This window comes from Pseudomonas sp. KH_050 (assembly GCF_057838875.1).
The window spans coordinates 4,459,131-4,483,853 of the sequence record NZ_CM174478.1 but is presented as its reverse complement, the minus strand read 5'-3'; the positions used below and the strand labels follow the sequence as shown (position 1 = coordinate 4,483,853).

At 60.3% G+C, this 24,723-nt stretch carries 18 protein-coding genes and 4 pseudogenes; 11 read left to right on the top strand and 11 right to left on the bottom strand.

Going from position 1 to position 24,723, the window contains the following annotated elements:
• Window positions 1–9: 9 nt before the first annotated feature.
• Window positions 10–1,800: an acyclic terpene utilization AtuA family protein gene (locus AC3IUA_RS20340; RefSeq protein WP_489356701.1), complete on the bottom strand. Its 1,791-nt coding sequence runs from the start codon at window positions 1,798–1,800 to the stop codon at window positions 10–12.
• A 183-nt stretch (window positions 1,801–1,983) separates the two neighbouring features.
• Here AC3IUA_RS20340 and AC3IUA_RS20335 point away from each other — a divergent pair, with 183 nt between their 5' ends.
• From AC3IUA_RS20335 to AC3IUA_RS20325, 3 genes and pseudogenes are all read left to right on the top strand, one after another.
• A complete protein-coding gene (locus AC3IUA_RS20335) occupies window positions 1,984–2,616 on the top strand; it encodes a TetR/AcrR family transcriptional regulator (RefSeq protein ID WP_489356699.1) in 633 nt (210 codons plus the stop codon).
• 95 nt (window positions 2,617–2,711) lie between these two features.
• The gene (locus AC3IUA_RS20330) at window positions 2,712–3,506 is read left to right on the top strand and encodes a substrate-binding periplasmic protein (protein WP_489356698.1); all 795 of its coding nucleotides are present in this window, start codon (window positions 2,712–2,714) and stop codon (window positions 3,504–3,506) included.
• 99 nt (window positions 3,507–3,605) lie between these two features.
• Window positions 3,606–4,615: pseudogene (locus AC3IUA_RS20325) on the top strand (GNAT family N-acetyltransferase).
• A 103-nt stretch (window positions 4,616–4,718) separates the two neighbouring features.
• Here the strand turns inward: AC3IUA_RS20325 and AC3IUA_RS20320 are convergent.
• Window positions 4,719–5,267 (bottom strand): RNA polymerase factor sigma-70, encoded by a 549-nt coding sequence (locus AC3IUA_RS20320; protein ID WP_489356696.1) that lies wholly within the window; start codon window positions 5,265–5,267, stop codon window positions 4,719–4,721.
• A 375-nt stretch (window positions 5,268–5,642) separates the two neighbouring features.
• On the opposite strand from AC3IUA_RS20320, the pseudogene AC3IUA_RS20315 reads away from it, so the two are divergent.
• The 3 pseudogenes from AC3IUA_RS20315 to AC3IUA_RS20305 all read left to right on the top strand — a co-directional run.
• A pseudogene (locus AC3IUA_RS20315) lies at window positions 5,643–6,974 on the top strand (AMP-binding protein); the annotation flags it as partial.
• A 41-nt stretch (window positions 6,975–7,015) separates the two neighbouring features.
• Window positions 7,016–7,399, top strand: a pseudogene (locus tag AC3IUA_RS20310) (condensation domain-containing protein); the annotation flags it as partial.
• Window positions 7,400–7,510: 111 nt separating this feature from the next.
• A pseudogene (locus AC3IUA_RS20305) lies at window positions 7,511–9,325 on the top strand (amino acid adenylation domain-containing protein); the annotation flags it as partial.
• A 233-nt stretch (window positions 9,326–9,558) separates the two neighbouring features.
• On the opposite strand, the gene AC3IUA_RS20300 reads toward AC3IUA_RS20305, so the two are convergent.
• The 4 genes from AC3IUA_RS20300 to dsbD all read right to left on the bottom strand — a co-directional run bounded on the left by AC3IUA_RS20300 (window position 9,559) and on the right by dsbD (window position 15,443).
• Window positions 9,559–11,694 carry a hypothetical protein gene (locus AC3IUA_RS20300; RefSeq protein WP_489356694.1) on the bottom strand — a complete coding sequence of 712 codons (2,136 nt, stop codon included), beginning with the start codon at window positions 11,692–11,694 and terminating at the stop codon, window positions 9,559–9,561.
• A 397-nt stretch (window positions 11,695–12,091) separates the two neighbouring features.
• Complete coding sequence (gene dsbG / locus AC3IUA_RS20295) at window positions 12,092–12,859, bottom strand: thiol:disulfide interchange protein DsbG (protein ID WP_489356692.1); 768 nt, start codon at window positions 12,857–12,859, stop codon at window positions 12,092–12,094.
• Complete coding sequence (locus tag AC3IUA_RS20290) at window positions 12,835–13,701, bottom strand: TlpA family protein disulfide reductase (protein WP_489356690.1); 867 nt, start codon at window positions 13,699–13,701, stop codon at window positions 12,835–12,837. Before AC3IUA_RS20290 ends, dsbG begins: the two co-directional genes overlap by 25 nt.
• The gene (gene dsbD / locus AC3IUA_RS20285; RefSeq protein WP_489356688.1) at window positions 13,701–15,443 is read right to left on the bottom strand and encodes a protein-disulfide reductase DsbD; all 1,743 of its coding nucleotides are present in this window, start codon (window positions 15,441–15,443) and stop codon (window positions 13,701–13,703) included. The genes AC3IUA_RS20290 and dsbD overlap by 1 nt, the downstream gene beginning before the upstream one ends.
• A 175-nt stretch (window positions 15,444–15,618) precedes the next feature.
• On the opposite strand from dsbD, the gene AC3IUA_RS20280 reads away from it, so the two are divergent.
• From AC3IUA_RS20280 to AC3IUA_RS20260, 5 genes are all read left to right on the top strand, one after another.
• Window positions 15,619–16,293 (top strand): response regulator, encoded by a 675-nt coding sequence (locus AC3IUA_RS20280; RefSeq protein WP_489356687.1) that lies wholly within the window; start codon window positions 15,619–15,621, stop codon window positions 16,291–16,293.
• 2 nt (window positions 16,294–16,295) lie between these two features.
• On the top strand, window positions 16,296–17,618 hold the full coding sequence (locus AC3IUA_RS20275; protein WP_489356685.1) for an ATP-binding protein: 1,323 nt from the start codon (window positions 16,296–16,298) through the stop codon (window positions 17,616–17,618).
• A gap of 277 nt (window positions 17,619–17,895) precedes the next feature.
• Complete coding sequence (locus AC3IUA_RS20270; protein WP_489356683.1) at window positions 17,896–18,381, top strand: GNAT family N-acetyltransferase; 486 nt, start codon at window positions 17,896–17,898, stop codon at window positions 18,379–18,381.
• 127 nt (window positions 18,382–18,508) lie between these two features.
• Window positions 18,509–19,969, top strand: coding sequence for an aspartate aminotransferase family protein (locus AC3IUA_RS20265; protein ID WP_489356681.1), 1,461 nt, complete (start codon window positions 18,509–18,511; stop codon window positions 19,967–19,969).
• A 34-nt stretch (window positions 19,970–20,003) separates the two neighbouring features.
• Complete coding sequence (locus AC3IUA_RS20260) at window positions 20,004–20,231, top strand: MbtH family protein (protein ID WP_150642775.1); 228 nt, start codon at window positions 20,004–20,006, stop codon at window positions 20,229–20,231.
• A gap of 211 nt (window positions 20,232–20,442) precedes the next feature.
• Here the strand turns inward: AC3IUA_RS20260 and AC3IUA_RS20255 are convergent, their stop codons facing one another.
• From AC3IUA_RS20255 to AC3IUA_RS20235, 5 genes are all read right to left on the bottom strand, one after another.
• Window positions 20,443–20,790: a DUF6124 family protein gene (locus AC3IUA_RS20255; protein ID WP_489356679.1), complete on the bottom strand. Its 348-nt coding sequence runs from the start codon at window positions 20,788–20,790 to the stop codon at window positions 20,443–20,445.
• A gap of 364 nt (window positions 20,791–21,154) precedes the next feature.
• Complete coding sequence (locus AC3IUA_RS20250; protein ID WP_489356678.1) at window positions 21,155–22,129, bottom strand: metal ABC transporter solute-binding protein, Zn/Mn family; 975 nt, start codon at window positions 22,127–22,129, stop codon at window positions 21,155–21,157.
• Window positions 22,130–23,029 carry a metal ABC transporter permease gene (locus AC3IUA_RS20245; RefSeq protein ID WP_489356676.1) on the bottom strand — a complete coding sequence of 300 codons (900 nt, stop codon included), beginning with the start codon at window positions 23,027–23,029 and terminating at the stop codon, window positions 22,130–22,132.
• The gene (locus AC3IUA_RS20240) at window positions 23,026–23,793 is read right to left on the bottom strand and encodes a metal ABC transporter ATP-binding protein (RefSeq protein ID WP_489356674.1); all 768 of its coding nucleotides are present in this window, start codon (window positions 23,791–23,793) and stop codon (window positions 23,026–23,028) included. Before AC3IUA_RS20240 ends, AC3IUA_RS20245 begins: the two co-directional genes overlap by 4 nt.
• Window positions 23,790–24,719: a metal ABC transporter substrate-binding protein gene (locus AC3IUA_RS20235; RefSeq protein ID WP_489356673.1), complete on the bottom strand. Its 930-nt coding sequence runs from the start codon at window positions 24,717–24,719 to the stop codon at window positions 23,790–23,792. Before AC3IUA_RS20235 ends, AC3IUA_RS20240 begins: the two co-directional genes overlap by 4 nt.
• Window positions 24,720–24,723 lie beyond the last annotated feature (4 nt).

Genomic DNA, 24,723 nt, shown 5'->3' with positions numbered 1-24,723 from the left:
GACAGTCCTCTAGTTCACGAGGTCGGCGATGCTCTGGGGCACCGGAATCTGGATTTCCAGCAGTTGCTGAGCGAAAGCCTTGCCTTGCGGGTCGATCCGCAGGCTGGCGACACCGCCGCCACCGAGGGCGTTTTCCAGGAGAAAATTCAGGCTGTGGGTGCCCGGCAGATACCAGCGCTCGACCCGCCCGTGGACCGGGTCGAGGACATGACTCATCCAGTCGACGATCACCGCCGGGGTCAAGGCTTCGGCAATCCACGGCAAGTAGTGCGGCTCGCGGGCCATGACCCCGATATTGCTGTGATTGCCCTTGTCGCCGGAGCGTGCGACCGCCAGCTTGACCAGCGCCACACTGGCGTCGGCGCGGCCCTCGGCCCTGGGCGGCTCGAACGGGACGGGCAGGGCGGCGCTATCCAGCTGATCGAGTTCGGGCAGGGCGCAGGCATGCCGTTGTCCGGCCAGGTCGATGTCGAGAGGGCAGGCGGACTTTTCGATCAGGAACGAGAACAGTCGGATCAGCGGGTACACCGTCGGCCGGCCACCGACTATCCCGGTCAGCCCCGGCGCCATGCCGGTCGCGGCCTGGGCGATTTCCCGGGAAAACAGCACCAGCGCTTGTTTATCCGGATGGCGCACCGCCAGTTTGATCACCACTTCTCGGCTGTCCTGGCGTCGGCCATGGGGACCGTAGGTGGCCTCGCTGCCGAGCAGTTCGATATTCACTTCGCTGTACGGTGCCCAACCGCGCAGGTTGAACATTTCCGCCGTCTTGTCGATGATCGCCTGGCTGACCCGCTGCGCCTTGGCGACGGCATCGATCCCGGCTATCAGGCAACTGGCGGTGCAGCGGAAACCATCCGGGTACGTGGCGCTGACTTTGTAGTGGTCGGTGGGTGGCAGGCCTTTTGCGCCGTGAACCTGGACAGTGTTCTTGCCTTGTTGCTGGAGTTTGACCTGAGTGAAATCGCAGACCACGTCGGGCAGCAGATAGGCTCGCGGGTCGCCGATTTCGTAGAGCAATTGTTCGCCCACGGTCAGCGCTGTGATCAACCCGCCGGAGCCTTCGGGTTTGCTCAGGATGAATTGACTGTCGGCGCTGACTTCGACAATCGGGAAGCCGATGTGCTCGTAGTCCGGGACCTCGCGCCAGTCAGTAAAGTTGCCGCCGGTGCAGTGGGCGCCGCATTCGATGAGATGCCCGGCCAGCGCAGCCTGGGCCAGTTTGTCGTAGTCATGCCAGGACCAGCCGAACTCATGCACCAGCGCAGCGCTGACCACCGCGCTGTCGACCACTCGCCCGGTGATGACGATATCCGCCCCCAGACGCAACGCCTCGACAATACCCGGTGCGCCGAGATAGGCATTGGTCGAGACGCACAGCGCCGGCAATGGATCGCCGCTGAACATTTCATGAATGCCGCGGCCGCTCAGTTGCTGGAATTGCGGTTGCAGGTCATCGCCGAGCAGCACGGCGATCTTCAGCGGGACTCCCGCTCGATCGCAGGCCGCCTGCAGGGCCGCGGCACACGCCTGGGGATTGACCCCGCCGGCATTGCTGATGACGCGGATGTTCTGGCGGGAAATTTCTGCGAGTAGCGGGCTGAGGACTTCGACGAAATCAGTGGCATAACCGGCAAGGGGATCTTTCATCCGCGCCCCGGCCAGCAGCGACATGGTGATTTCAGCCAGGTAGTCGAACACCAGATAGTCCAGGCGGCCACCCTCCACCAATTGCCCTGCGGCAGTCGAGGTGTCGCCCCAGAATGCGCTGGCGCAACCGATACGCACGGTCTTGTTCATGACTGAGACCTTCTGCGAAAGAATTGGCTTGAGACTACCAAGCAAGCGCTTGGTTTGTAAACGTTGGAAATATCTTCTATCCAAGCGCTTGCTTGGTGATCCTCGCCAGCTAAAATGCCCGCGCAACCTCCCGGTTGAGCGGGTGGCCGCACCCTTGATTGAAGCGCATTCAGGAGAGAACGCTTGGACGAGCAAAAAGCCCTGCTGGTAATGCGCGACCTGGTCGACAAGGGGCAACTGACCGACCCGGAAAGTGCCCGTGGAAAATTGCTGCAAATGGCCGCTCACCTGTTTCGCAACAAAGGCTATGAACGCACCACGGTGCGTGACCTGGCTGGTGCCGTGGGCATTCAGTCCGGCAGCATCTTTCATCACTTTAAAAGCAAGGATGAAATCCTGCGCGCGGTGATGGAGGAAACCATCCTCTACAACACCGCACTGATGCGTGCATCCCTGGCTGAGGCGAGCAGCGTGCGCGAGCGCGTGCTGGCGCTGATCCGTTGTGAGCTGCAATCGATCATGGGCGGCAGCGGCGAAGCCATGGCGGTGCTGGTGTATGAGTGGCGCTCGTTGTCCGAAGAGGGTCAGGCCAGGGTGCTGGCGTTGCGCGATATCTACGAACAGATCTGGCTGCAGGTGTTGGGAGAGGCCAGGGACGCCGGCTATATCAGGGGCGATGTGTTTATCACTCGACGCTTTTTGACCGGTGCCTTGTCCTGGACCACCACCTGGTTTCGCGCCGACGGCAGCATGAGTCTCGATCAACTGGCCGATGAAGCGCTGATCCTGGTGCTGGCAGATTCCCAGCGGATGTAACGCAACTGATTAATTACCCGGCACAAAGTTGTTTAAGTGGGCGAAAGCGCCTAGCTTGACTGGATTGATAGTATTTCCTGGGGTGGGTCTCCTTGATGTCTTTGCCAATGCGGACGGCTTCGCGGCTATTGTGGGTTGCACTCGGTGCCATATGGATTCTGCCGACTTCGGCAGCGCAGCTGGTACGGGTCGGCGCAGCCCATTTCCCACCCTATACCGTACGCCCGGAAGCCGGTGCCGATACGGGACTCCTGCCGCAGTTGGTCGAGGCCTTGAACCAGTCACAAAGCGATTATCAGTTTGTGCTGGTGCCGACCTCGATTCCCCGGCGTTTCGGCGACTTCAAGCAAGGCCGGATCGATATGGCGATCTTCGAGAACCCTGACTGGGGCTGGAAGGAAATTGCCCATTCGAGCGTCGACATGGGCCTGGAAGATGCCGAGATTTTTGTCGCGCAACGCAGCCCCGATCACCAGCAAAACTATTTTGCCGACCTCAAAGGCAAGCGTCTGGCGCTGTTCAGCGGTTATCACTACGCCTTTGCCAACTTCAATGCCGACCCCAAATACCTTGCCGATAACTACAACGCCACGCTGACCTATTCCCACGACAGTAATCTGCTTATGGTGCTGCGGGACAGGGCAGACATCGCGCTGGTGACGCGTTCATATTTGAGCGACTACCTGCTGCGCAATCGCAAGGTGGCGGATCAGTTGCTGGTCTCCGAGCGTGTCGATCAGGTGTATCACCACTACGCGCTATTACGCCCGACCGCACCGATCAGCGGTGAAGCGTTCGGTAATCTGCTCAAGCGTCTGCGGGAAAACGGCGAGATGCTGAAGATTTTCGACCCGTACAAGATCGCGGTCATGCCGGTGGCGAAAAACTGAAAAGACGCCAGCGAGCCGCTAATTGCATTGCCCCCTAAATTTCCTTCCCCTGCTCACGTCACATCGTTGAACAGTCAACGATTACCGTGAGCCCGACCCATGTCCAATCTGAATGACCTGACTTCCTTGCTCCTGCCCCTGAGCCGCAGCCTCAGTGCCGATCAAAGCGAAAGCCGGCTGAACCTGATGCTCGAAGGACGGCCGCTGATCCAGCTGAGTCTGGAGCGTGATCCTGATCTGCATCTACGAGTCCAGGAACGCCATGGCCGTCCCCTCGGACAGGCCTTATGGGCCGCCTGTTATTGGCTGTTTGCCCGTGACCCCGAATGTCGGCAGCTGACCTGGCACCTGGATGAGCGACCGGATGAGGCACTGCTCACTGGTCTGCTGATGACCACGCCTAAGCCTGGCCAGTACCTGTGCGAGCGCGCCCTGTTCTGGCAACTGCCGCAACCCTGGCTGGGCGAGTCCGCCAGCGGTAGTTACCCGCATCAGATGATCATCAGCGACGGCAAGCGTCATCCACGTCGCGCGCTGAAACCTCGCGGCGAAGTCTATCGACGTTTCGATGCGCGCATCGGCGCCTGGGTCTCTCTGCGGACCGTGGAAATCGACAACGATCTGGCCCGTTTCAACCGCTGGCAGAACTGCCCGCGGGTACTGAACTTCTGGCAGGAAGGCGGCAGCCTCGAGCAGCACCACGACTACCTGAGCAAACTTGAGGCCGATCCGCACACCTTGACGCTGATCGGTTGTTTCGACGATGAGCCATTCGCCTACTTCGAAGCCTATTGGGCAAAGGAGGATCGCATCGCGCCGTTCTATGACGCCGGCGACTATGACCGGGGTATCCATATGCTGGTCGGAGAAGAAAACCATCGCGGCCCGCACAAGGTCGCCAGCTGGTTATCGGCACTGGTGCATTATCTGTTTCTCGACGATCCGCGCACCCAACGGGTGGTGTCCGAGCCGCGTGTCGACAATGCACGGATGATCAGCCATATGCAGAATCAGTGTTTCCACTGCGAGAAAGAGTTCGATTTCCCGCACAAGCGCGCGGCATGATCCTGGGGCGAGAGCGCTTTTTTGATCGGTGTGCGTTGGCGTGAGGTAGAGAAAGCGACACCAGTCCACTGTGGCGAGGGGAGCTTGCTCCCTCGCCACAAAATGGATTACCAACCAGAAATTTTCGATGTTTCCCTGCTACCTGTCTCAACGCCGGGCAAAGGTATCGCCACGGTTGCCCGAGACCTTGCGGCAATGCACCAGGGCATCGCGAATCATGAAGTTCACCAGGGTCGGCGAGACGCCCAGTTCCTTGGCGATGTCTTTTTGCGGGACGCCGTGCAGGCGGTACATCTCAAAGGCGTAGCGGGTGCGGCTAGGGAGTTCGGTCAGGGCGTCGGCAATGTTTTCCAGGGTGGAAAAATTGATGTGCGAGGTTTCGGGCGACGCGCCATGAATGACCACATTCAAGCCTTCCTCTTCAGTGCCCGAATACTTCTGCTCCAGCGCCTGCTTGCGATAGTGGTCGATCGCCAGGTTGCGCACTATCTGGAACAGATAGCTGAGTTGAGCCTTGAAGGACGATGTGATCTGCGGTGCCGATTGCAGGCGGAAAAAAGCGTCCTGCACAACGTCCTCGGCGCGGGATCGGCAGCCGGTTATACGTGCCGCGATTTTCACCAGGATCAGGCGGTTATCGACGAATGCCTGGAGTAGCGGTGAATCGCACCTGCTTGTGGACATTGGTTCCATCATGGAAATCACCTTGCTGCGAAGTAGTTAGCGGGACGGCGGTGGGGGGGGCGAAGCCATCCTGCACATCGAACGACAAATTAGGTTGAATGATAATGATTGTCAATTGAGAAAGAGAATTAATGCTGACCTGTTGAGCAGAGTGAGAACTGCTGCACGTTGCCAGGCTGCAACCAGCAGCGCCGTCGAAAGCTGCGGACTAATTATTCCAGGCTGCCATCCGTTCTCATTGGTGAATGGTTACCGGCAACAGGCCCGGTAACCCCGCTCTCCAGAGGCCTCGCGATCGATCGAGGCCATCGGTCTCCACGGATTTTTACGCGTGTGACGATTGAAAACCCGATTCCAATTGCAAGCCGAATTCAGGCAGGAAACCTCATGATGGACGCGCTCGAACTCCCCCAGCACTCTGGTCCAGGCCCTTCAACGTCGAGCGATCCTGACGCCGGATCGGCCGGCGTTGCGTTTTCTGGGCGAAACCCCGGAGCAGGGCGTGGTCCTCAGTTATCGCGACCTGGACCTTCGGGCGCGTACCATTGCCGCGGCCTTGCAGGCTCGCACCGAACCAGGGGATCGTGCCGTACTGCTGTTCCCCAGTGGCCCGGATTACGTCGCGGCATTTTTTGCTTGCCTGTATGCCGGGGTAATCGCGGTCCCGGCCTATCCGCCGGAGTCGACCCGTCGCCATCATCAGGAGCGGTTGATTTCGATCATCGCCGATGCCGAGCCGCGTCTGCTGCTGACCAATGGCGAGCAGCGTGATTCGCTGCTGCAGATGAGCGAGTTGCAGGCGCAGAACGCGCCGCCACTGCTGTGTGTCGAGGCCCTGGACATTGCCCTGGCTGAACGCTGGATGGAGCCGCAGCTGCATGCGGACGACATCGCGTTCTTGCAATACACCTCTGGCTCCACTGCGCTGCCCAAGGGCGTGCAGGTCAGCCACGGCAATCTGGTGGCGAACGAGTTGCTGATCCGCCACGGTTTCGGCATCGACCTCAACCCCGATGACGTGATCGTCAGCTGGCTGCCGCTCTACCACGACATGGGACTGATTGGCGGCTTGCTGCAGCCGATTTTCAGTGGAGTGCCCTACGTGCTGATGTCGCCGGCGTACTTCCTCGCACGACCATTGCGCTGGCTGGAGGCGATCAGCGAATACGGCGGCACCATCAGTGGGGGGCCGGATTTCGCTTATCGCCTGTGCAGTGAGCGGGTCAGCGAAGCGGCGCTGGAACGTCTGGACCTGAGCGGTTGGCGCGTGGCGTATTCCGGTTCCGAACCGATTCGCCTGGACACCCTGGAGCGCTTCGCCGAGAAATTCGCGCCCTGCGGTTTCACCCCGAACAACTTCCTGGCTTCCTATGGTCTGGCCGAAGCCACTTTATTCGTTGCCGGTGGCACTCGCGGCCACGGCATTCCGGCGCTGCGCCTGGACGAACAGGCGCTGGCGCAACACCGCGCCGAGCCGGGCGAGGGCAGTCCGATCATGAGTTGCGGCACCAGCCAGCCCGAGCACGCGGTGTTGATCGCTGACCCGCAGAGTCTTGCTGCGCTGGATGACAACCAGGTGGGTGAAGTCTGGGCCGCCGGTCCGAGCTCGCCCATGGGTACTGGCGCAACCCCGAGGCCACGGCCAAGACCTTCGTCGAACACACCGGTCGCACCTGGCTGCGTACCGGTGACCTGGGTTTTGTCCGCGAGGGTGAACTGAAACCCAGGGGCTGATCGGCTTTTTCATCAACACCCAGGTGATGCGCGGCGAGGTGGATTCTCGCCTGACATTCATTGAACTGCTGGCCCGGACCCGTCAAGCGGCACTGGCTGCACAGGCCAATCAGGACCTGCCGTTCGAACAGCTGGTCGAGGCCTTCCCGCAGGCGCGGGAACAAGGCCTGTTCCAGGTCATGTTCAACCACCAGCAGCGCGACCTCGGTGCCTTGCGCCGTCTGCCGGGACTGCTCGCCGAAGAACTGCCATGGCACAGTCGCGAAGCCAAGTTCGATCTGCAACTGCACAGTGAAGAAGATCGCAATGGTCGCCTGAGCCTGTCCTTCGACTACGCCGCCGAACTGTTCGAGGCGGCGACCATCGAGCGCCTGAGCGAGCACTTCGTGAGCCTGTTGCGCGAAGTCTGCGAACGCCCTGAACGGGCCATCGGCGATCTGCAATTGCTCAGCCCCTTTGAGCAGACGCAGCAACAACAGTGGGGCGCCGCACCTTGCGCGCAGGCAATGCAGTGGCTGCCCGAGCTGCTCAATGAACAGGCGAGGCAGACGCCGGAACGCACGGCGCTGGTCTGGGACGGCGGTAGTCTCGAATTTGCCGAACTGCACGCCCAGGCCAACCGCCTGGCCCACTACCTGCGCGACAAAGGCGTCGGCCCCGACGTCTGCGTGGCGATCGCTGCCGAGCGTTCGGCACAACTGCTGATCGGCTTGCTGGCGATCATCAAGGCCGGCGGTGCCTACGTGCCGCTCGACCCGGATTACCCGGCCGAACGTCTGGCCTACATGCTCAGCGACAGCGGCGTCAAACTGCTGCTGACCCAGAGCCAGCTGCTGGACAGCCTGCCGGTTGCCGACGGCGTCAGCGTCATCGCCATGGACACCCTCAAACTCGACAACTGGCCAAGTCATGCACCGGGCCTGCATCTGCACGGCGACAACCTGGCCTATGTGATCTACCCCTCGGGCTCCACTGGCCTGCCGAAGGGCGTGATGGTCGAGCAGCGCGGCATGCTCAATAACCAGCTGAGCAAGGTGCCTTACCTGCAATTGACCGAGGCGGATGTGATTGCCCAGACCGCTTCGCAGAGCTTCGACATCTCGGTCTGGCAATTCCTTGCTGCACCCTTGTTCGGTGCGCGGGTCGACATAGTGCCGAACAGCATCGCCCACGATCCGCAAGGCTTGCTCGGGCATGTTCAGGCTCAGGGCATTACGGTGCTGGAGAGCGTACCGTCGTTGATTCAGGGCATGCTCGCCCAGGAACGCATGAGCCTCGACGGTCTGCGCTGGATGCTGCCGACCGGTGAAGCGATGCCGCCGGAACTCGCGCAGCAGTGGTTGCTGCGTTACCCGGACATCGGCCTGGTCAACGCCTACGGCCCGGCCGAGTGCTCGGACGATGTGGCGTTCTTCCGCGTCGACCTGGCTTCGACTCGCGGCAGTTACCTGCCGATCGGAACGCCGACCGACAACAACCGCTTGTACCTGTTCGACGGGGCTCTGGAACTGGTGCCGCTGGGCGCCGTGGGCGAGCTGTGTGTGGCCGGTACCGGGGTAGGGCGCGGCTATGTCAGCGACCCGATGCGCACCGCTCAGGTGTTTGTACCTAACCCGTTCGGCGCGGCTGGCGAGCGATTGTACCGCACCGGGGATCTGGCACGGCGTCGCAGTGATGGGGGGCTGGAGTACGTCGGACGCATCGATCATCAAGTGAAGATTCGCGGTTACCGCATCGAACCGGGGGAAATCGAAGCGCGCCTGTATGAGCAACCGGAAATCCGCGAAGCGGCGGTCGGCGTGCAGGAAGGCGTCAACGGCAAGCACCTGGTCGGTTACCTGGTGGCCGCCGAGCCGGTGCTCAATCCAAGCGAACACCTGGAGCGAATCAAGCAACGGCTGCGTGCCGAGCTGCCGGAATACATGGTGCCGCTGCATTGGGTGTGGCTGGAGCGCATGCCGCTCAACGCCAACGGCAAACTCGATCGCAAGGCCCTTCCGGCGCTGGAGATCGGCCAGTTGCAGTGCCAGGACTACCAGCCACCGCGCAATGAGCTGGAACAAACCCTGGCGGATATCTGGGCCGAGGTGCTCAAGGTCGAACGCGTCGGCATCCACGACAACTTCTTCGAACTCGGCGGCCACTCGCTGCTCGCCACGCAAATCGCCTCACGGCTGCAAAAAGCCCTGCAACGCAATGTGCCGCTGCGGGCGATGTTCGAGTGCAGCACGGTAGAAGAACTGGCGGGCTACATCAACGGGCTCGCTGCGACCGATATGACCGAGGACAAGGTCGATAGGTTGAATGACCTGATGGCGGAGCTGGAGGGGTTGTAATACGCCGAAATAATCGCAGCCTGGCGACAGCTTCTACAAGGGCGATGTACATCCATGAGTCCCGGATGCACGTGGTCGGCGTAGGCGCTGTGGCAGGCGGCGATCTTTTGACCTTACAATCGATCTGATCGATGCAAAGGTCGATCGATTGAATGAGCGATGGCGGAGCTGTAAAGGTTATGAATCATTCAAGCCCATCGGGTATTGACGTTCCGATGAGTGTTTCAGTAGCTTTATGAGGAGCTGCCTTTCCAGTACCACTGAACGTTATCAGTGCGAATTCCCAAAGCCTGGAACTTTTCTGCCACATAACGAAGGCAAGACCCTCCGTCGGGTTTGTAATGTCCCGAGGCGTCGTTGACCATTGCGATAACGTCTTCAAGCTGGTACTCACCACCGACCCTTGCAAGCCGGAACTCGCCAGCGCAAATCACCGGTTCGCCACTGCCCAACTGACTGTGCCTGATGTATTCGCTTTTGTCGTTGTGGTTCCAGTATTTGTAGATAATCGAACCGCCGGGAGTAAATACCCACGTGTAACTATTCTTTTCACCGTTGGCTTCCAATAACTCTGTCTGGCCGGTTTTTAACAGTTCTCCCACCAGGCGGCCGCTGCGCACGCCAACCAAAAGACCGACTCCTTCAATCGTCGAAGGGTCGTAGGTCCGCCAGGATTTCAAGTCGGAGATATACGGCAGCCAGGTGACCGGATAAGTCTCACAGTTGTAGTCGATGGGTCTCTCATTAGCGTCACGCCATTGTGACCAGGCAATGGCCCCTGACCACGCCGGAGTTATCTCGCTATATCGATTGTCGATCCAGTTGTTTACCCGATAAAGGGAACGGTTGATGAACTGATCATTGACCATCAGCGTCAGGGATTCCAGTTTCCACGCATCACTGGCCAAGGGATGAACAGACGGCTTTTGGTATATCCATATGTGAGTCAAATCATCCAACTGAATAACCGGTTTGCCAAACATATAGTCCAAGTCAATTTCTATGGTGGCTTCTGCTCCGGCCCATGGTGCATTGAGCAACTCTTGGAGGTTGAAGTTGTTGGCGAGCCCGACCGAAATATTATCGCTCGTACCTGAGAAGGGGGCGTCGGAGAGTTTGATGGTGACGGTCAGCTTTTTTATGTCGGCGTTGGCCTTGAGAGTCTGCACTTCGCTTGGCTCGCTGCTGATATCTCTGCGCACCCTTGAGTGTTGAAGGTGCCAGCGTTGGTTTTTTGGGCGCAGCGGGTCGTAGGGGATTGGAATAAGTGAGTTTTCATGGGCGGAAAGAAGGTTGCCAGTGGCGACATTGTGTAAAAAGCCTTCAGCGGTAAGTAGCCATGATTGATATGGATTTGAATTAACACCTCGTGGTTCGCAGGCTACTGTTCCGTTGCGCTCTGTCAATGCATAGCCGGTCTTTGTATTGACCACAGCACCTGTTTCATAGACCCATGTTGCCGAGTCGAGCGAAAGATTGTCTTTGGCTTGAAGCGATAAGTCGGTACCGCGGGGGGTTAGTATTTTTTTATCATTTGCCGCATTGTGTAAAAAGAAGTGTTGCCCTGTGTGATTTTCAAATTGATTGCTAGAGATGTCTGGCAACTCCATATATGGAATCAGATGCCACTGTGAGTTTGATCCAGTTTCAGTTGGGGTGAGCACCAAGGTATTGGCGTTGGCGCTGACGATATCATTTGTCAGTGAACGAATAATGTCATCCTGCTGAACCTTCCACTGCTGGCCTTCATTGGCCCAGTCGATAGGGCTCAATAGTAGCGAGCCCGTTTCCCGCAAAGATGGAACTGCGCACAAGGAGAAATCTTTTTGTTTTGAAAATATGATGTTGCGCGTTGAGTCGATATACCAAAGCTGGGCGTCGCTGGATTCGAGGGGTGAAAGTATTATTTTATTATCGATTCCCTGAGCGGTCCAGGCGTATTGCGAGGCGGGGTCCACGATCCAGAAATACTGCGGGTTAAAGGGGTAGATGTTGGCGAACAGGTCCCAGGAAGCCGTAATCGGCAGATGGTTTTCGTCAGTGAATATGAGAGTCTTGTTTGAGTGGTCAATGCTGATGCTGATTATGTTGCTGTCGTTGAAGGTTTCGCTATTTGCTTCGCCGACCCAGTTGTTCTCGCTGTCGTGAGAGATGATTGTGATTGAGCCTGGCTTTGTGCGGTCATTCAAAAACCAGAACGTGTACTCGCCCCAAACAATCACAGGGCAGGTTATGTCATTTTCGGGAGAGGAAATATCGGGTAGAGGATTTCCGGTCTGCCAGTTTGGGTGGGTCAATGGGGCGGCGAACTGCGGGGACTTAGTGAGTGGGATATAGCGTATTTCAGGTTGGGCGGGCTCGAAATTCATTGGCTGTCCTTGGCTGTTTTTTGTCAACTAAAGGTAATGGGTTTGATTGTTTGCTGGTTGAATAGGCGGAAAATATAACTCTGTTCGATGGGCTTAAGGTGTTACAGGTGTTTCGAGATTATAAATGTCGGGCTTGTAGCTGTCGGTTGGTGAAGAGATAAATATAGACTTGGTTGCGGGTCTGGTGAGGGGCGCACTTGTATGTTTCAGACGATAAACCGTGGAGGTCGATCGGTTGAATGACTGGATGGCGGAGCTGGAGGGGTTGTAAAATGCCGAAAAGATCGCAGCCTGGCGGCAGCTCCTACGCCGACCGGGTCCACCTGCAATGGGGTGGGTGCACACAATCCTCTGTAGGAGCTGCCGCAGGCTGCGATCTTTTGATCTTTGCCTCGAATCACTTCGGCCCGAGAATCTTCACCAGCTTGTCCGGCGACGGTGCCCCTTGCTGTTGTTGCAACTCGCCCTTGTCGTCCATATAGAAAATCGCCGGCGTGGCGGCCAGTTCCAGGTCTTCCATCAGCTGCATGTTGGCGGCGAGTTTGGTCTGGATCGCTTCGGGGATAGTCGTCAGTGGTTTCAGCGCGCCGCTTTGGCCGGATTTTTCGTGGTCGGCCAGGGCTTTTTGCGGGTCCTTGCTGGCCAGCAGGGCGGCGGATTTGCCCGGGCTGTCTTCGCGGATGATGCCAACCATGATGTGCCGCAGTTGGACCTTGCCGGCGTTCACCCACGGCCGGGCCTGTTGCCAGAACATGTTGCAGTACTGGCAGTTCGGGTCGCTGAACAGGTAGACGATGCGCGGTGCATCCTTGCTGCCGTCGGCGATCCAGTTGCTGGCGTCCATCTTGGCCCAGATCTCCTTGGCCATCGGCGCGTAGACCAGCTTTTGCAAGGGAGCCTGGGTCAGGTCATTGCCCTCGGCATCGTACAGATTGCCGAGCAGCACGTGCTTGCCGTCCGGAGTCAGGTACAGCGCCATGCCGCGGTTCTGGTATTGCGCCGCATAGCCGCGCAGACCGTCGGGTGCGTCGAAGCTGCCGACGATTTTGGCGCCCTTGGCTTCGATCTTCTTGATCGCTTCGGGCAATTCTTCAGCCTGCACCGACGGCAGGTGCAGCAGGGCAGCGCCCAGCGTCAGGGTCAGCAGGTGGCGGAGGCGGGGCATGGCGGTTTCCTTGAAGAAGTGGCCGGTGCGGCCGGGTTCGGGGTGTCGAAATTTTCCAGGGCGCGGGCCAGGCTGGCTTCCGACAGCTCGCCCAGGTGGCTGCCCAACAAGCGACCGTCGTTGCTATAGAACAGCGTAGTCGGCAACGCCATGGAACCGACGGCCTGACCCAATCGACCACTGCCATCGAACAACACGTTCGACAGGCTCAAGCCCTGGGTCTCGAGAAAGGTGCTGACGCTTTGCATGCTTTCGGCCTGGTTGACGAACAGGAAGGTCAGGTCCGGGCGTTGCTGCTGGGCGTTTTCCAGCACCGGCATTTCCCGCCTGCAGGGTGGGCACCAGGTGGCCCACAGGTTGATCACCAATGGCCCGCCCTGGTAGTCGCTCAATTGCACGGTTTCACCCTGGGCATTGCGCAGGGCGACCTCGGGCAGACGAGTGCCTTGTTCGTAGATAGTCAGGGAAAAACTCGCCAACAGCCAGAACAGCAGACCGCTGCCGACACCCGCACCCAACGGGCGCCGCAGTGCTGGCCGACGCCAGCACCAGATCACTGCGGCGAGCAACAGGACAATGATACCTGGCCAGGCCAGGAAACCACCGTCGCGCAGATCAATGATCTGCCACAGGTCATCGCGGTAGTGGCTCCAGTAGGCGAGGACGAATCCCGCACGAGCGGCCAGCATCCCCAGCAGGAACAGGCTGAACAGTATCGATTCGGGGTTCTCGCCACCACGCTTGGCCACCCGCCAACCGACCAGCGTGGCCAGTGCCAGTGCACTGATCAGCAGCAGGTGGTTGAGCGCGATGGCAAAGGTGCCAATGGTAAAGGTCAGCATCAACGGGCGTCCCGGGTATTAGTCCAGCGTTGCAGGAAGCCCGCGGCATCGACCTCGCCAGTGATGCGTTGGCTGCGGCGTTCTTCGCCATCCGGGCCGATCCACAGCAGGCTCGGTGGTCCGGGCACTTTATAGCGGCTGAGTAATTCACGGCTGGCGGCGTTGTCGGCGGTGACGTCCAGGCGCAGCAAATGTACGTTATTCAGGGCTTCCAGGACCTGAGCCTTGCCGAACACCTGTTTTTCCATGATTTTGCACGACACGCACCAGTCTGCGTAGTAGTCGAGCAGCACCCATTTGCCCTGGGCCTGGGCGCTGTCCAATTCCCGTTGCAATGCCGCAGGGTCTTTGACGGTGGTAAAGGCCTCGTGTGCGGAGGGGCCGGTGACGCCGCCAGCACGCGTCGCGGTATAGACCTGCAACGGCTTCCACAGATCATCGCTGCCGCCAGCGGCACCGATCAGCAACATGCTGCCCCACAGCCCGAACAGCAGTGAACTGGCGCCAAACACATGGGTGGAGCGACTGAAACCGGCGGTTTGCTGCCAGCCGGCATAGGCCATTACCAGCAACAACGCGCCCCACAAACCGATCCACAACGACTCATCGAGTACCGGGCGAAGCATCAGGATCGCGGTACCGAGGAACAGGAAGCCAAAGATGCCCTTGAGCAGGTTCATCCAGGTGCCGGGTTTGGGCAGGAAGCGATTGCCGACGGTAACAAGCAGCAACAATGGCACGCCAATGCCGATGCCCATGGCGAACAGGATCAGCCCGCCATGCACGGCATTGCCGCTTTGGGCGATGTAGAGCAAGGCGCCGGCCAGCGGCGCGGTCATGCACGGGCCCACCAGCAGCCCGGACAAGGCCCCGAGCACTCCGGCACCGATCAGGCTGCCGCCGCGACGCGTGCGCCCGACGCCCTCCAGGCGATCACGCACGGCGACTGGCAATTGCAGTTCGAAGAAGCCGAACATCGGTAACGACAGCAGCACGAACACCGCGGCGAAACTGCCCAGCAGCCAGGGTTGCTGCAACAGCGCCGGCAGATTGGCCCCGAGCAGTGCGGCGAGCACACCCATCGTGGCGTACACCAGCGCCATGCTCACCACATAACTGCCTGCCAGGAAAAAACCACGTCTTGGGCTGGCGCCACTGCCGACAATCAGCCCGGCCAGAATCGGCAACATCGGCAATGAGCAAGGGGTGAACGCCAGCAGCAGTCCCAGGCCGAAAAACACCAGCAGGCTCCAGCCCAGGGCACGTTGTTGCAGGCCGCTGGCCAACGTCTGATCCGCAGCTTCATCCGCGATTGTCGCGGCAGCGCTACCACCAAGATCGACCATCAGCGTTTGCGGTGGATAACACAGGCCGGCATCCGCGCAGCCCTGCCAGCCCACTTTGACCTGGCCGCTGGCACCGGCAGGAATCCGTAGCTCAAGGCCTTGGCGATAAACCTGTTGCTCACCAAAGAACTCATCGCTATGGGCTTCACCTTTTGGTAATGACGGTTTATTCGCCTCGGCCAATCCGTCGAACTTCATGCGTTGCTGGTACAGATAATAACCATCGGCGATTTGCCAGAAAAGTTGGGTTTCCCCCGACTCCAGGCGTTCCGAGCTAAAGACAAAGGCTTTTCCGACCGGAAGAAATTCCGCTTTGGTCTCGAAGGGATTCGAACCCGATTGGGCCTGGGCCAGGCCCGAAAGCAGCAATAAAAACAAAATAAATAGTCGACGCATGAAATAGAGCCTTGGATCGGGGCAGTTGATGAACACAATGAAGGCCGGCGATTAACCGGTGATTAACCCGTTTATCGTCAAGATGTAGGACTTTTCCTAATGTTTGCCGGGGGCAGGGCATAATGCCCGCTTAATCCTGTACCGTCTTAATCAACGTTTTTCCACAGGTCTCACCATGCACGTACTTGTCTGTGAAGATGATGAGCTGATCGCCAGCGGCATTGTCGCCGGTCTCACCGCCCAGGGGCTGACCGTGGAGCATGTCGCCACGGCAGCGGCTGCACGGGCGATGCTGCGCGTGGCCGAGTTCGACGTGATGGTACTCGACCTTGGCCTGCCGGATGAAGACGGCCTGAAACTGCTGCAACAGCTGCGTCATCAAGGGCTGGAGCTGCCGGTGCTGATTCTCACCGCGCGGGACTCGGTGACGGATCGGGTCGATGGCTTGCAGGCCGGTGCCGATGATTACTTGCTCAAACCCTTCGACTTGCGCGAATTGGCCGCTCGCCTGCACACCCTGTTGCGCCGGGTCGCCGGGCGCAGCGTCAATCTGATCGAACACGGGCGCCTGACCTACAACCCCAGCAGTCGCGAGACCCTGCTCGGCGGTCAGCCGGTGGACCTGTCGCGGCGCGAACAGTCGCTGTTGCAGGCATTGCTGCACAATCGGGGCCGGGTGCTGTCCAGCGAGCAGTTGAAAGACAGCGTCTACGGCTTCAACGATGAACTGGAAAGCAACGCCCTCAACGTGCATATCCATCACCTGCGACGCAAACTCGGCAACGGGATCGTCGAAACCGTGCGTGGGCTGGGCTATCGCCTCGGCCCGGCGGATGGTGGGGAGCAATAACCGTGATGAGTCTGCGTTTGCGTCTGAGCCTGACCCTCGGCGTGGCCTTCGCGCTGATCTGGGCCCTGGCTGCGGCCTGGATGCTCAGTGACCTGCGCAATCAGATGATGTTTTCCCTCGACCAGCGGCTGGTGGCCTCGGCACGCATGGTCGCCGGTTTGCTGGAGCAACTGCCGGCCTTGCCGAGCAACGGCGATGGCACGCATCTGAGCGCCGAACAACTGAATATCCCTGGCGGCATGGCCTGTCAGGTCAGCTCCTTGCGCGGCGAAATCCTGGCTCGCAGCCACAGCCACCCGGATCAGAAACTGGAAGCCGAGAAAATGGGTTTCCATGACCAGGTGATCGACGGTGCACGCTGGCGCAGCTTTACCCTGGCCCGTGGCGATTTGCGCATTACCACCGCGGACCGTCAGGTCGAACGTGAAGCGTTGAACCTCTCGGTGCTGCTGGCGGCATCGGTGCCGGTGGGGGTGGCCTTGCTGGGTTGCCTGTGCCTGCTCTGGCTGGGTATCGGCCAGGGTCTGGTGCCGCTAAATCGCATGCGCGATGCCTTGATGCGGCGCAACGCTGATTCGCTTGAACCCTTGCAGATCCAGCTGCCCAGCGAGTTGCAACCTCTGCTCGATACCCAGAATCAGTTGTTTCAGCGGATCGCCAAGGCCATTGAGCGCGAGCGCCGCCTGACCGGCGATGCAGCCCACGAGCTGCGCAGTCCATTGACGGCAATCAAGACTCACCTGCAGGTGGCGCGGATGACCGAGGGCGCGGCGCGGGATCAATCCCTGGCCCGGGCCGAAGAGGGGGCTGACCGTTTACACCGAACCCTGGAGCAGCTCTTGCTCCTGGCTCGGGTCGAAGGCAGCCTGTCGTTCGAAGACGGCGTGCAATGCAACGCCGAGCAGGTGGCGCGGCTGGCCATTCAGGATGCGGCCAGCGGTGATCGCCAGCGGATCAAACTGCTGGTGCCCGACGATGTTTCTGCAGCACCGGTTGAAATGCCCTCGGTACTGTCGATCGCCGCCTTGCGCAACCTGCTGGACAACGCCTTGCGCCACACCCCGGACGATGCTGCGATCGAGCTGCGCCTGGAAACCATTGGCAATCGGGTACGTTTCCAGGTTCGCGACCATGGCCCCGGCATTGCCGAGGATGACCTGCAGCACCTGACTCAACGCTTCTGGCGCAACGGCAAGAGCACCGGCTGTGGCCTGGGCCTGGCGATTGTTCAGGCAATTGTTCAGCGTTGTGGCTGTGCCCTGCATTTCGACAGCCGACCCGATGGCCTGCGAGTCGAGCTGACCATGCCATTGCAGGCAGTCTGATTGTGTTGGTGCCCCATTGTGGCGAGGGAGCTTGCTCCCGCTCGGCTGCGCAGCAGTCGTAACCCGATGCATGCGTTCTACCTGAAGACACGCGGTATCAGATTTTAGGGCCGCTACGCGCCCCAGCGGGAGCAAGCTCCCTCGCCACAGGTCAGTGCTCGCCCCACTAAGACATGCCTACGCCGCACAAGAAATGTAACCTCAATCCATTCGCTATTGCCGGCCTCGTGAGGTTAATGTTCAGGACGTGGACTCAATGGATTGAGGTTATAACGCCATGGATGCATCGATAGAAATCTGCAAGGCCAAGTCTGCCGACGCCGGGATTATCAGCCGGATACTGCAATGCTCGATCAAGGTCGGTTGTGCGCTCGATCACCGCAATAACCCGCAAATCGTCGCCGCCTGGACGCGTAACAAGACCGTCGATCATGTGCAGCCCTGGCTGGCCGACCGGCGCCGATACCTGAATATCGCGCTGCTGCGCGACAAGCCGATCGGCGTCGGCATGGCCGCGGACTCTGGCCGGATTACCTTCTGTTATGTTCAGCCCGAATGGTTTCGCCGTGGTGCCGGGTTAGCCCTGGTGGGTGATCTGGAAGCCTGGCTGGGCAGGCAGGGATGGACCCAGGCACTGCTTACCAGCACCCGCACCAGCCTGGATTTTTATACTCGGCTGGGTTATCGGCAATCGGCCGAAAGCTTCACGGTCGCCGGGCTCACGGCAACGCCGATGCGCAAGCCATTGGCGTTCCCCTCATAGAAAGCAGTCTGAAGGTGTAAATCCTCACCGCGCTGGTGCGGTTCCAGAACAGGAAAACCTGCAAGCGCACCTGTCCGACAGGTGTGCGCTTGGGGTCGCTATCACCAGCGTATTGAGGGTTGGAGAGATGTCAGTCGTTACCAGTCTTGTCGAAGATCAGCCGGTCCGGGTCAGCCCTGCGCCGGCCGAGACGCTCTATCAGTTCAACGAGTCGCCGTTGCTGGCCCGCCAACGCCTGCAGGAATCGAACGCGCGCAGCTATCCGCGACGCATTCCGCTGGCGCTCAAGCGCGGTCGCGGGATTTATCTCGAAGATGTCGAAGGTCGCAGCTTCATCGATTGCCTTGCCGGTGCCGGGACCCTGGCGCTCGGACACAATCACCCGGTGGTGATCGAGGCGATCCAGCAGGTATTGGCCGACGAGTTGCCGCTGCACACCCTCGACCTGACCACTCCGATAAAGGACCGGTTCGTTCAGGATCTGTTCGGTTTGCTGCCCCGGGCATTGGCCCGCGAGGCGAAAATCCAGTTTTGCGGGCCCACCGGCACCGATGCGGTGGAAGCCGCGCTGAAACTGGTGCGCACCGCCACCGGTCGCAGCACGGTGCTGTCGTTCCAGGGCGGTTATCACGGCATGAGCCAGGGCGCGTTGAGCCTGATGGGCAGCCTGGGGCCGAAAAAGCCCTTGGGTGCGCTGTTGAGCAACGGCGTGCAGTTCTTGCCGTTTCCTTACGACTATCGTTGCCCGTTCGGTCTGGGCGGCGAGCAAGGCGTGAAGGTCAATCTGCATTACCTGGAGAACCTGCTGAATGACCCGGAAGCCGGGGGGCAGTTGCCGGCGGCAGTCATCGTTGAAGCGGTGCAAGGCGAGGGCGGAGTGATTCCAGCCGACCTTGACTGGCTGCGCGGCTTGCGGCGGATCACCGAAAAGGCCGGTGTGGCGTTGATCGTCGATGAGATCCAGAGCGGGTTTGCCCGCACCGGCAAAATGTTTGCCTTCGAACACGCGGGCATCATTCCGGACGTGGTGGTGCTGTCCAAAGCGATTGGCGGCAGCCTGCCATTAGCCGTGGTGGTCTATCGCGACTGGCTGGATACCTGGTTGCCCGGAGCCCATGCCGGTACCTTCCGCGGCAATCAAATGGCCATGGCCGCTGGTTCGGCGGTGATGCGCTATCTCAAGGAACACGACGTCGCCGCTCATGCCAGTGCCATGGGCGAGCGTCTGAGCGAGCACCTGCGGATTCTGCAGCGTGATTTTCCGCAACTGGGTGATATCCGCGGCCGTGGCTTGATGCTCGGCGTCGAACTGGTCGACCCTGCGGGCGAGCTGGATGCTCAAGGTCATCCGGCGGTTTTCGCGCAGCTGGCACCGCTGCTGCAACGCGAATGCCTCAAGCGCGGGCTGATTCTCGAACTCGGCGGGCGTCACGGCTGCGTGGTGCGCTTCCTGCCGCCATTGATTATCACCGCCGGGGAAATCGACCGGGTCGCGGAGATTTTCGGCAGGGCGTTGCCCCGCGGCGCTCGCCAGTCTCTAATTTGTCGCAGCCTTGATACGTTCTTCTACACAACGGCTGCGCATTAGTCGCAGCCAACCCCTACAGCGATGGAGAAATGCAATGACTTCAGTATTTGACCGCGAGGACATCCTCTTTCAGGTAGTGGTCAACCACGAGGATCAGTATTCGATCTGGCCGGACTACAAAGCCATCCCCCAAGGCTGGCGCACCGTCGGCAAAAGTGGCTTCAAGAAAGAATGCCTGGCCTACATCGAAGAGGTCTGGACCGACATGCGCCCGTTGAGCTTGCGCCAGAAGATGGAAGAGCAGGCGGCAGTGGCTCACTGAAGATCGCCCCCGACAAAAAGCCCGCTGGACCACAAAGGGGCAGCGGGCTTTTTTGTATGGGGCATGTGAAGTTCAAAAGATCGCAGGCTGCGCCAGCTCCTACACCGACCGTGTTCACCCGCGATATGGCAGGTGTATGCAAATCCCCTGTAGGAGCTGGCGCAGGCTGCGATCTTTGGCGGCAGACCTGATCCAACCGACAAGCCAGGCCCTATAGCTTGACCGAATACTCTCGATCCAGCGCCTTGCCGATCAACATTAACCCCAACTCCATCAACTGCTGAACCGCCAGCGCCAGGTTGCGGTGCTTGCCTTCCAGATCGTCGGAAAGGTCGAGAGCCAAGGTGCTTGCTGAAGAGACGGTTTCATAGGCATTGACCAGCAGGGTCTGAGTGTTGATGTCCGGGGCGACAACGAAGATCTGTTGTGGATGATCTGTCGGTGGCTTCAAATAGTGATCGAGGGCACGTTGCGCGGCTTCATGAAGCTTGCTGGAATCGAGGGATTCGTAGGGGGAAACGCTGGGTATTTCAGGGGGGTTGGGGGTGACTTTGTGCATGGGTGAAGCTCCGTTTACTGGGAAGGAGCTACCACGTTCGTTTCCAAGCGAATGGGTGGCAGCTGTACGCAGGTTGGAAAACCGGGGTAAACGAGCCCGGCAGACCCGAAGGTCTCCCGCGCACAGCCGCCATTACACAGAAAAGCAGGCACAAAAAAAGCGCCTGCAATTGTGATCTGGGCGCTGTTGCGCCGTTTACATTCCGGGTTTCCAAGCCCGTTCGCTGAATTGGCAGCGACCCGCGAAGATTATCCGCGCACCGTGCTCAACGCAACCCCGAAAACCTGTCAGAAAAGTCCTCGTCCGTCAGACCGCTATCGCGAGCCTGCTCGCGATGAACGATGACGCGGTGGACCTGCCTTGCCTATGCCCCAGAGTACAACACCTTGATCACCTGATCGACATTGCCCTCGAGCTCCGCCACCGGATCCGCCCCATCGGTACTCAATACCAGCAGTTGACTGCCGGCGGCGCTGATCGCCGCTTTGACCTCATCCGAAGGCTGACGATGATGCAACACCACCGCCACATCATTGTCCTTCAGCGTCTCACTCAGTTGCTTGAGCGCCTCAGGCGTCCACTCGTTATCAGCTCGGGCATCGACCCTGATCGACTCCAGATTCAGCCCGCTGACCAGATACCCCAAATGATCGCTCAAACTCACCACGCTCAGGTTATCGGCACTGGCCAGGCGCGCTTCGCTATCGGCGCTGAGCTTGAGCAGACGCTGCTTGAGGGCGGCGAGGTTGCTGTCGATCCGTGGCTTGGCATCGGGCGCCAGGCGCGCCAGGTCGGCGGCCATCACGTCGGCCATGCGGCCCATGTTGTTGCTGGCCATCCATGGCTGGCTGTTCAGGCCGTCGACCTGGGCCGGTTGCACGGCAATACCCGGCAGGCCGCCGTCCACCGGGCGCGCCGCGTCGATTTCGACGATGCGGATATTACTGCGGCGGGCCACCGGGTAGAGGGGATCATCGGGCCACAGTGAGCGCAGGCCGATCACCGCGTCGGCTTCGACCGCCAGTTTGTGCAGGGCAGGTGCACCGCGACCGGTGAAGTAGGCGGTCTGCCGCGAGCCGGGCAGATTGGCCGGCGCCGCGCGCTCCAGGGTAATGCCCGTGCCTTGCAGCAGGATCTGGCCCAGACCATAGGTGATCGGCAACGCGGCCAACACCCGCAGTGGGTGAGTCGAGGTGGCCGCAAACAGGGCGCTATTGCCGACCCCGTTAGTGGCCAGCAGGCGTATCGGCTCGAAGGCATCGGCGGCGGCATGGAGCGAGGTGTTGCCCAGGCCGGCGAGGGCCAGGGCCAGAGCCAGTTGACGCAAGGAGCTGTGCATTTATCCGAGATTCCCTTTCAGACTGGGGACTGTGCCGCGGGCGATGGCGGCCAGGGCGAAGGCAATACCGGCCACCAGGATGATCGCCGCGCCGGACGGGATCGGCAGGTCGAAGACGATCGGCGCGAGGATGCCGCACAGGGTGCTGATCGTCGCGATCAATACCGAGAGCCAGAAAAACCCCTTCAGCGATTGGCTGAGCAAGCGCGCGGCGGCGGCTGGAATGACCAGCAGGGCGCCCACCAGAATCGCCCCGATGACTTTCACCGCGGCCACGGTGATCAGCGTCACCAGGATCACGAACAGGTAATCCAGGGTTTTCACCGCGACCCCGCGCACGGCGGCTAGTTGCGGGTTGAAGCTGGCCAGCATGATGCGGTTGTACAGCGGCAGGCTCAGGCCCATCACCAAGGTCCCGACGATGGCCAGTACCAGCAGATCATTGCCATTGACGGTCAGCACCGAGCCAAACAGTACGTTCTCGAGAATATGCACGTTGATCTTGCCGGCCAGAATCAGCAGCAAACTGGCACCCAGGGCCAGCGACACCGAGAGGAATACGCCGATCAAGGTGTCGGGTGCCAGACCGGTGCGGTTGCGCAGGTAGTTGAGCAGGATGCCGAACAGCAGGCAGTAGCCGAACAGGCTGCCATAGGGGCCTGTATAGGGTTCGCCAAGGAGGATGCCGATGGCCACGCCCGTGAGGGCTGCGTGACCCACCGCTTCGGAGAAAAATGCGAAGCGCTTGACCACCACCAGCGTGCCCAGACCGCCCAGTACCGGGCCGATCAACAGGCCGGCGAGCAACGCGTTGACCACGAAACCATAGGCCAGCGCCTCGGGTAGATAACCGGAAGAGGCCCAGCCCTGGATCATCAAGCGAAAGGCTTCGTAACTCATCTGGCGGCACTCCCGGCAGTCGCTTGCTCGGCACGCGGATGGGTGGAGAACAGCGTCAGCAGCCGTTCCGGTGTCAACGCCTGCTTTGGCGCGGCGTCGAACAGCACGCGGCGGTTCAGTCCGGTGACGCGGTCGGCGAGACGGCCCACGGCTTCCAGATCGTGTTCGATCCACAGCACGGTGATCCCGGCCTTGCGCCAGTCGCCGAGCAGGCGTTCGAACACCTGAATGCCTGCCTCATCGAGGGCCGACATCGGCTCATCGAGCACCAGCAACTGCGGCGCGGGGATCAGTCCCTGAGCCAGCAGCACCCGCTGGCGTTCGCCGCCGGACAGCGCGCCCATCCTTCGTTTGCGTTTATCCTGCATGCCAACCCGCTCCAGTGCCTCGCCGATGGCCGTCGCGTAATGCCGGCTGATGCCGAGAAAGGCCGGACGGCGCTGACACATGGCGGCCATGAAATCGTCGACGGTCATTGGCAGGCCGCGATCGAATTCCAGCGCCTGCGGCACGTAGCCGATGGTTCCGGGTTCGCCCGGCCAGTGCAGGCTCAGGCTTCCCTGATGGGGCATCTGTCCGAGCAAGGTCTTGATCAGCGAACTCTTGCCGCCGCCATTGGGGCCGACCAGGGCATGCACGTTGCCGGGCCGGACCTGGAAACTCACCTTGTCGAGAATCGTCGTGCGACCGAGGGTCAGGTCGACGTCGGCGAACTCGATGGTCGGGCCAACGCTGTGCGCGGCCAGGGTTTGGGCAGCAGTCATGCGCCGGCCTCCTGGATTGCCCGCACCACGGTGTTGAGGTTGCCGGTCATTTCCTTTTCGTACTTCTCGGCGCTGTAATCGCCATAGGAAATGTGCGACAGCGGGTAGAGCTTGACCCCGGACTCACGCTGGATGGTATCGACGTAGGTGGAAGGAAAATCCATCTCGGAGAAGATCACCTTGACGTCCAGCTCACGCAGTTGGTCGATGGTTTTCTTCAACTGGCTCGGGCTCGGTTCGATGCCATGGGCCGGCTCGACCACGGCGGTCACTTCCAGGCCGAACTCGCGCAACAGGTAGTCGTAGGCGGCATGCACCGTGGCCACCCGCAGGTCGGCGTTCGGTGCGCTGGTCAATCTGGCCAGTGCGTCGGCGCGCATCTGCCGCAGGCGTTTGCCATAAGCACGGGCGTTTTGCGTGTAGGCCTTGGCATTGGCCGGGTCGAGCTTGCCAAGTTCCCGGGCAATGTTGTTGACCTGGGCAATGGACGCGCTGATCGACAGGAAAGTATGCGGGTTGACTACCTTGCCGGCGCCGCGGGCGGCGGTCCCGGTGGCGGCCAGCAGCGGCACATTGGCGTTGGCTTCGATCACCGGGATGTCCGGGCGCTCGCTGGCTTCGATCATGCGGTCGGCGAAGTCGTCATGGCCGACCCCGTTGAGCACGATCACATCCAGTGTGCCGATGCGCTTGATGTCCTCGGCGCGCGGCTCGTAGGCGTGCGGATTGAAGCCGGCGGGAATCAGCGGCACCACCTCGGCCTTGTCGCCGACGATGTTGCTCACGTAGCTGTAATAAGGGTGCAGGGTGATACCGATGCGCAGGCGCTTGGCCGGGTCGGCGCTGGCCAGGCTGACGAAAAAGCTGGCGAACAGGCCGACCAGCAGCAGCCGCAACAGCGGGCGGAGTTGAGATGAAATAGACATGGGG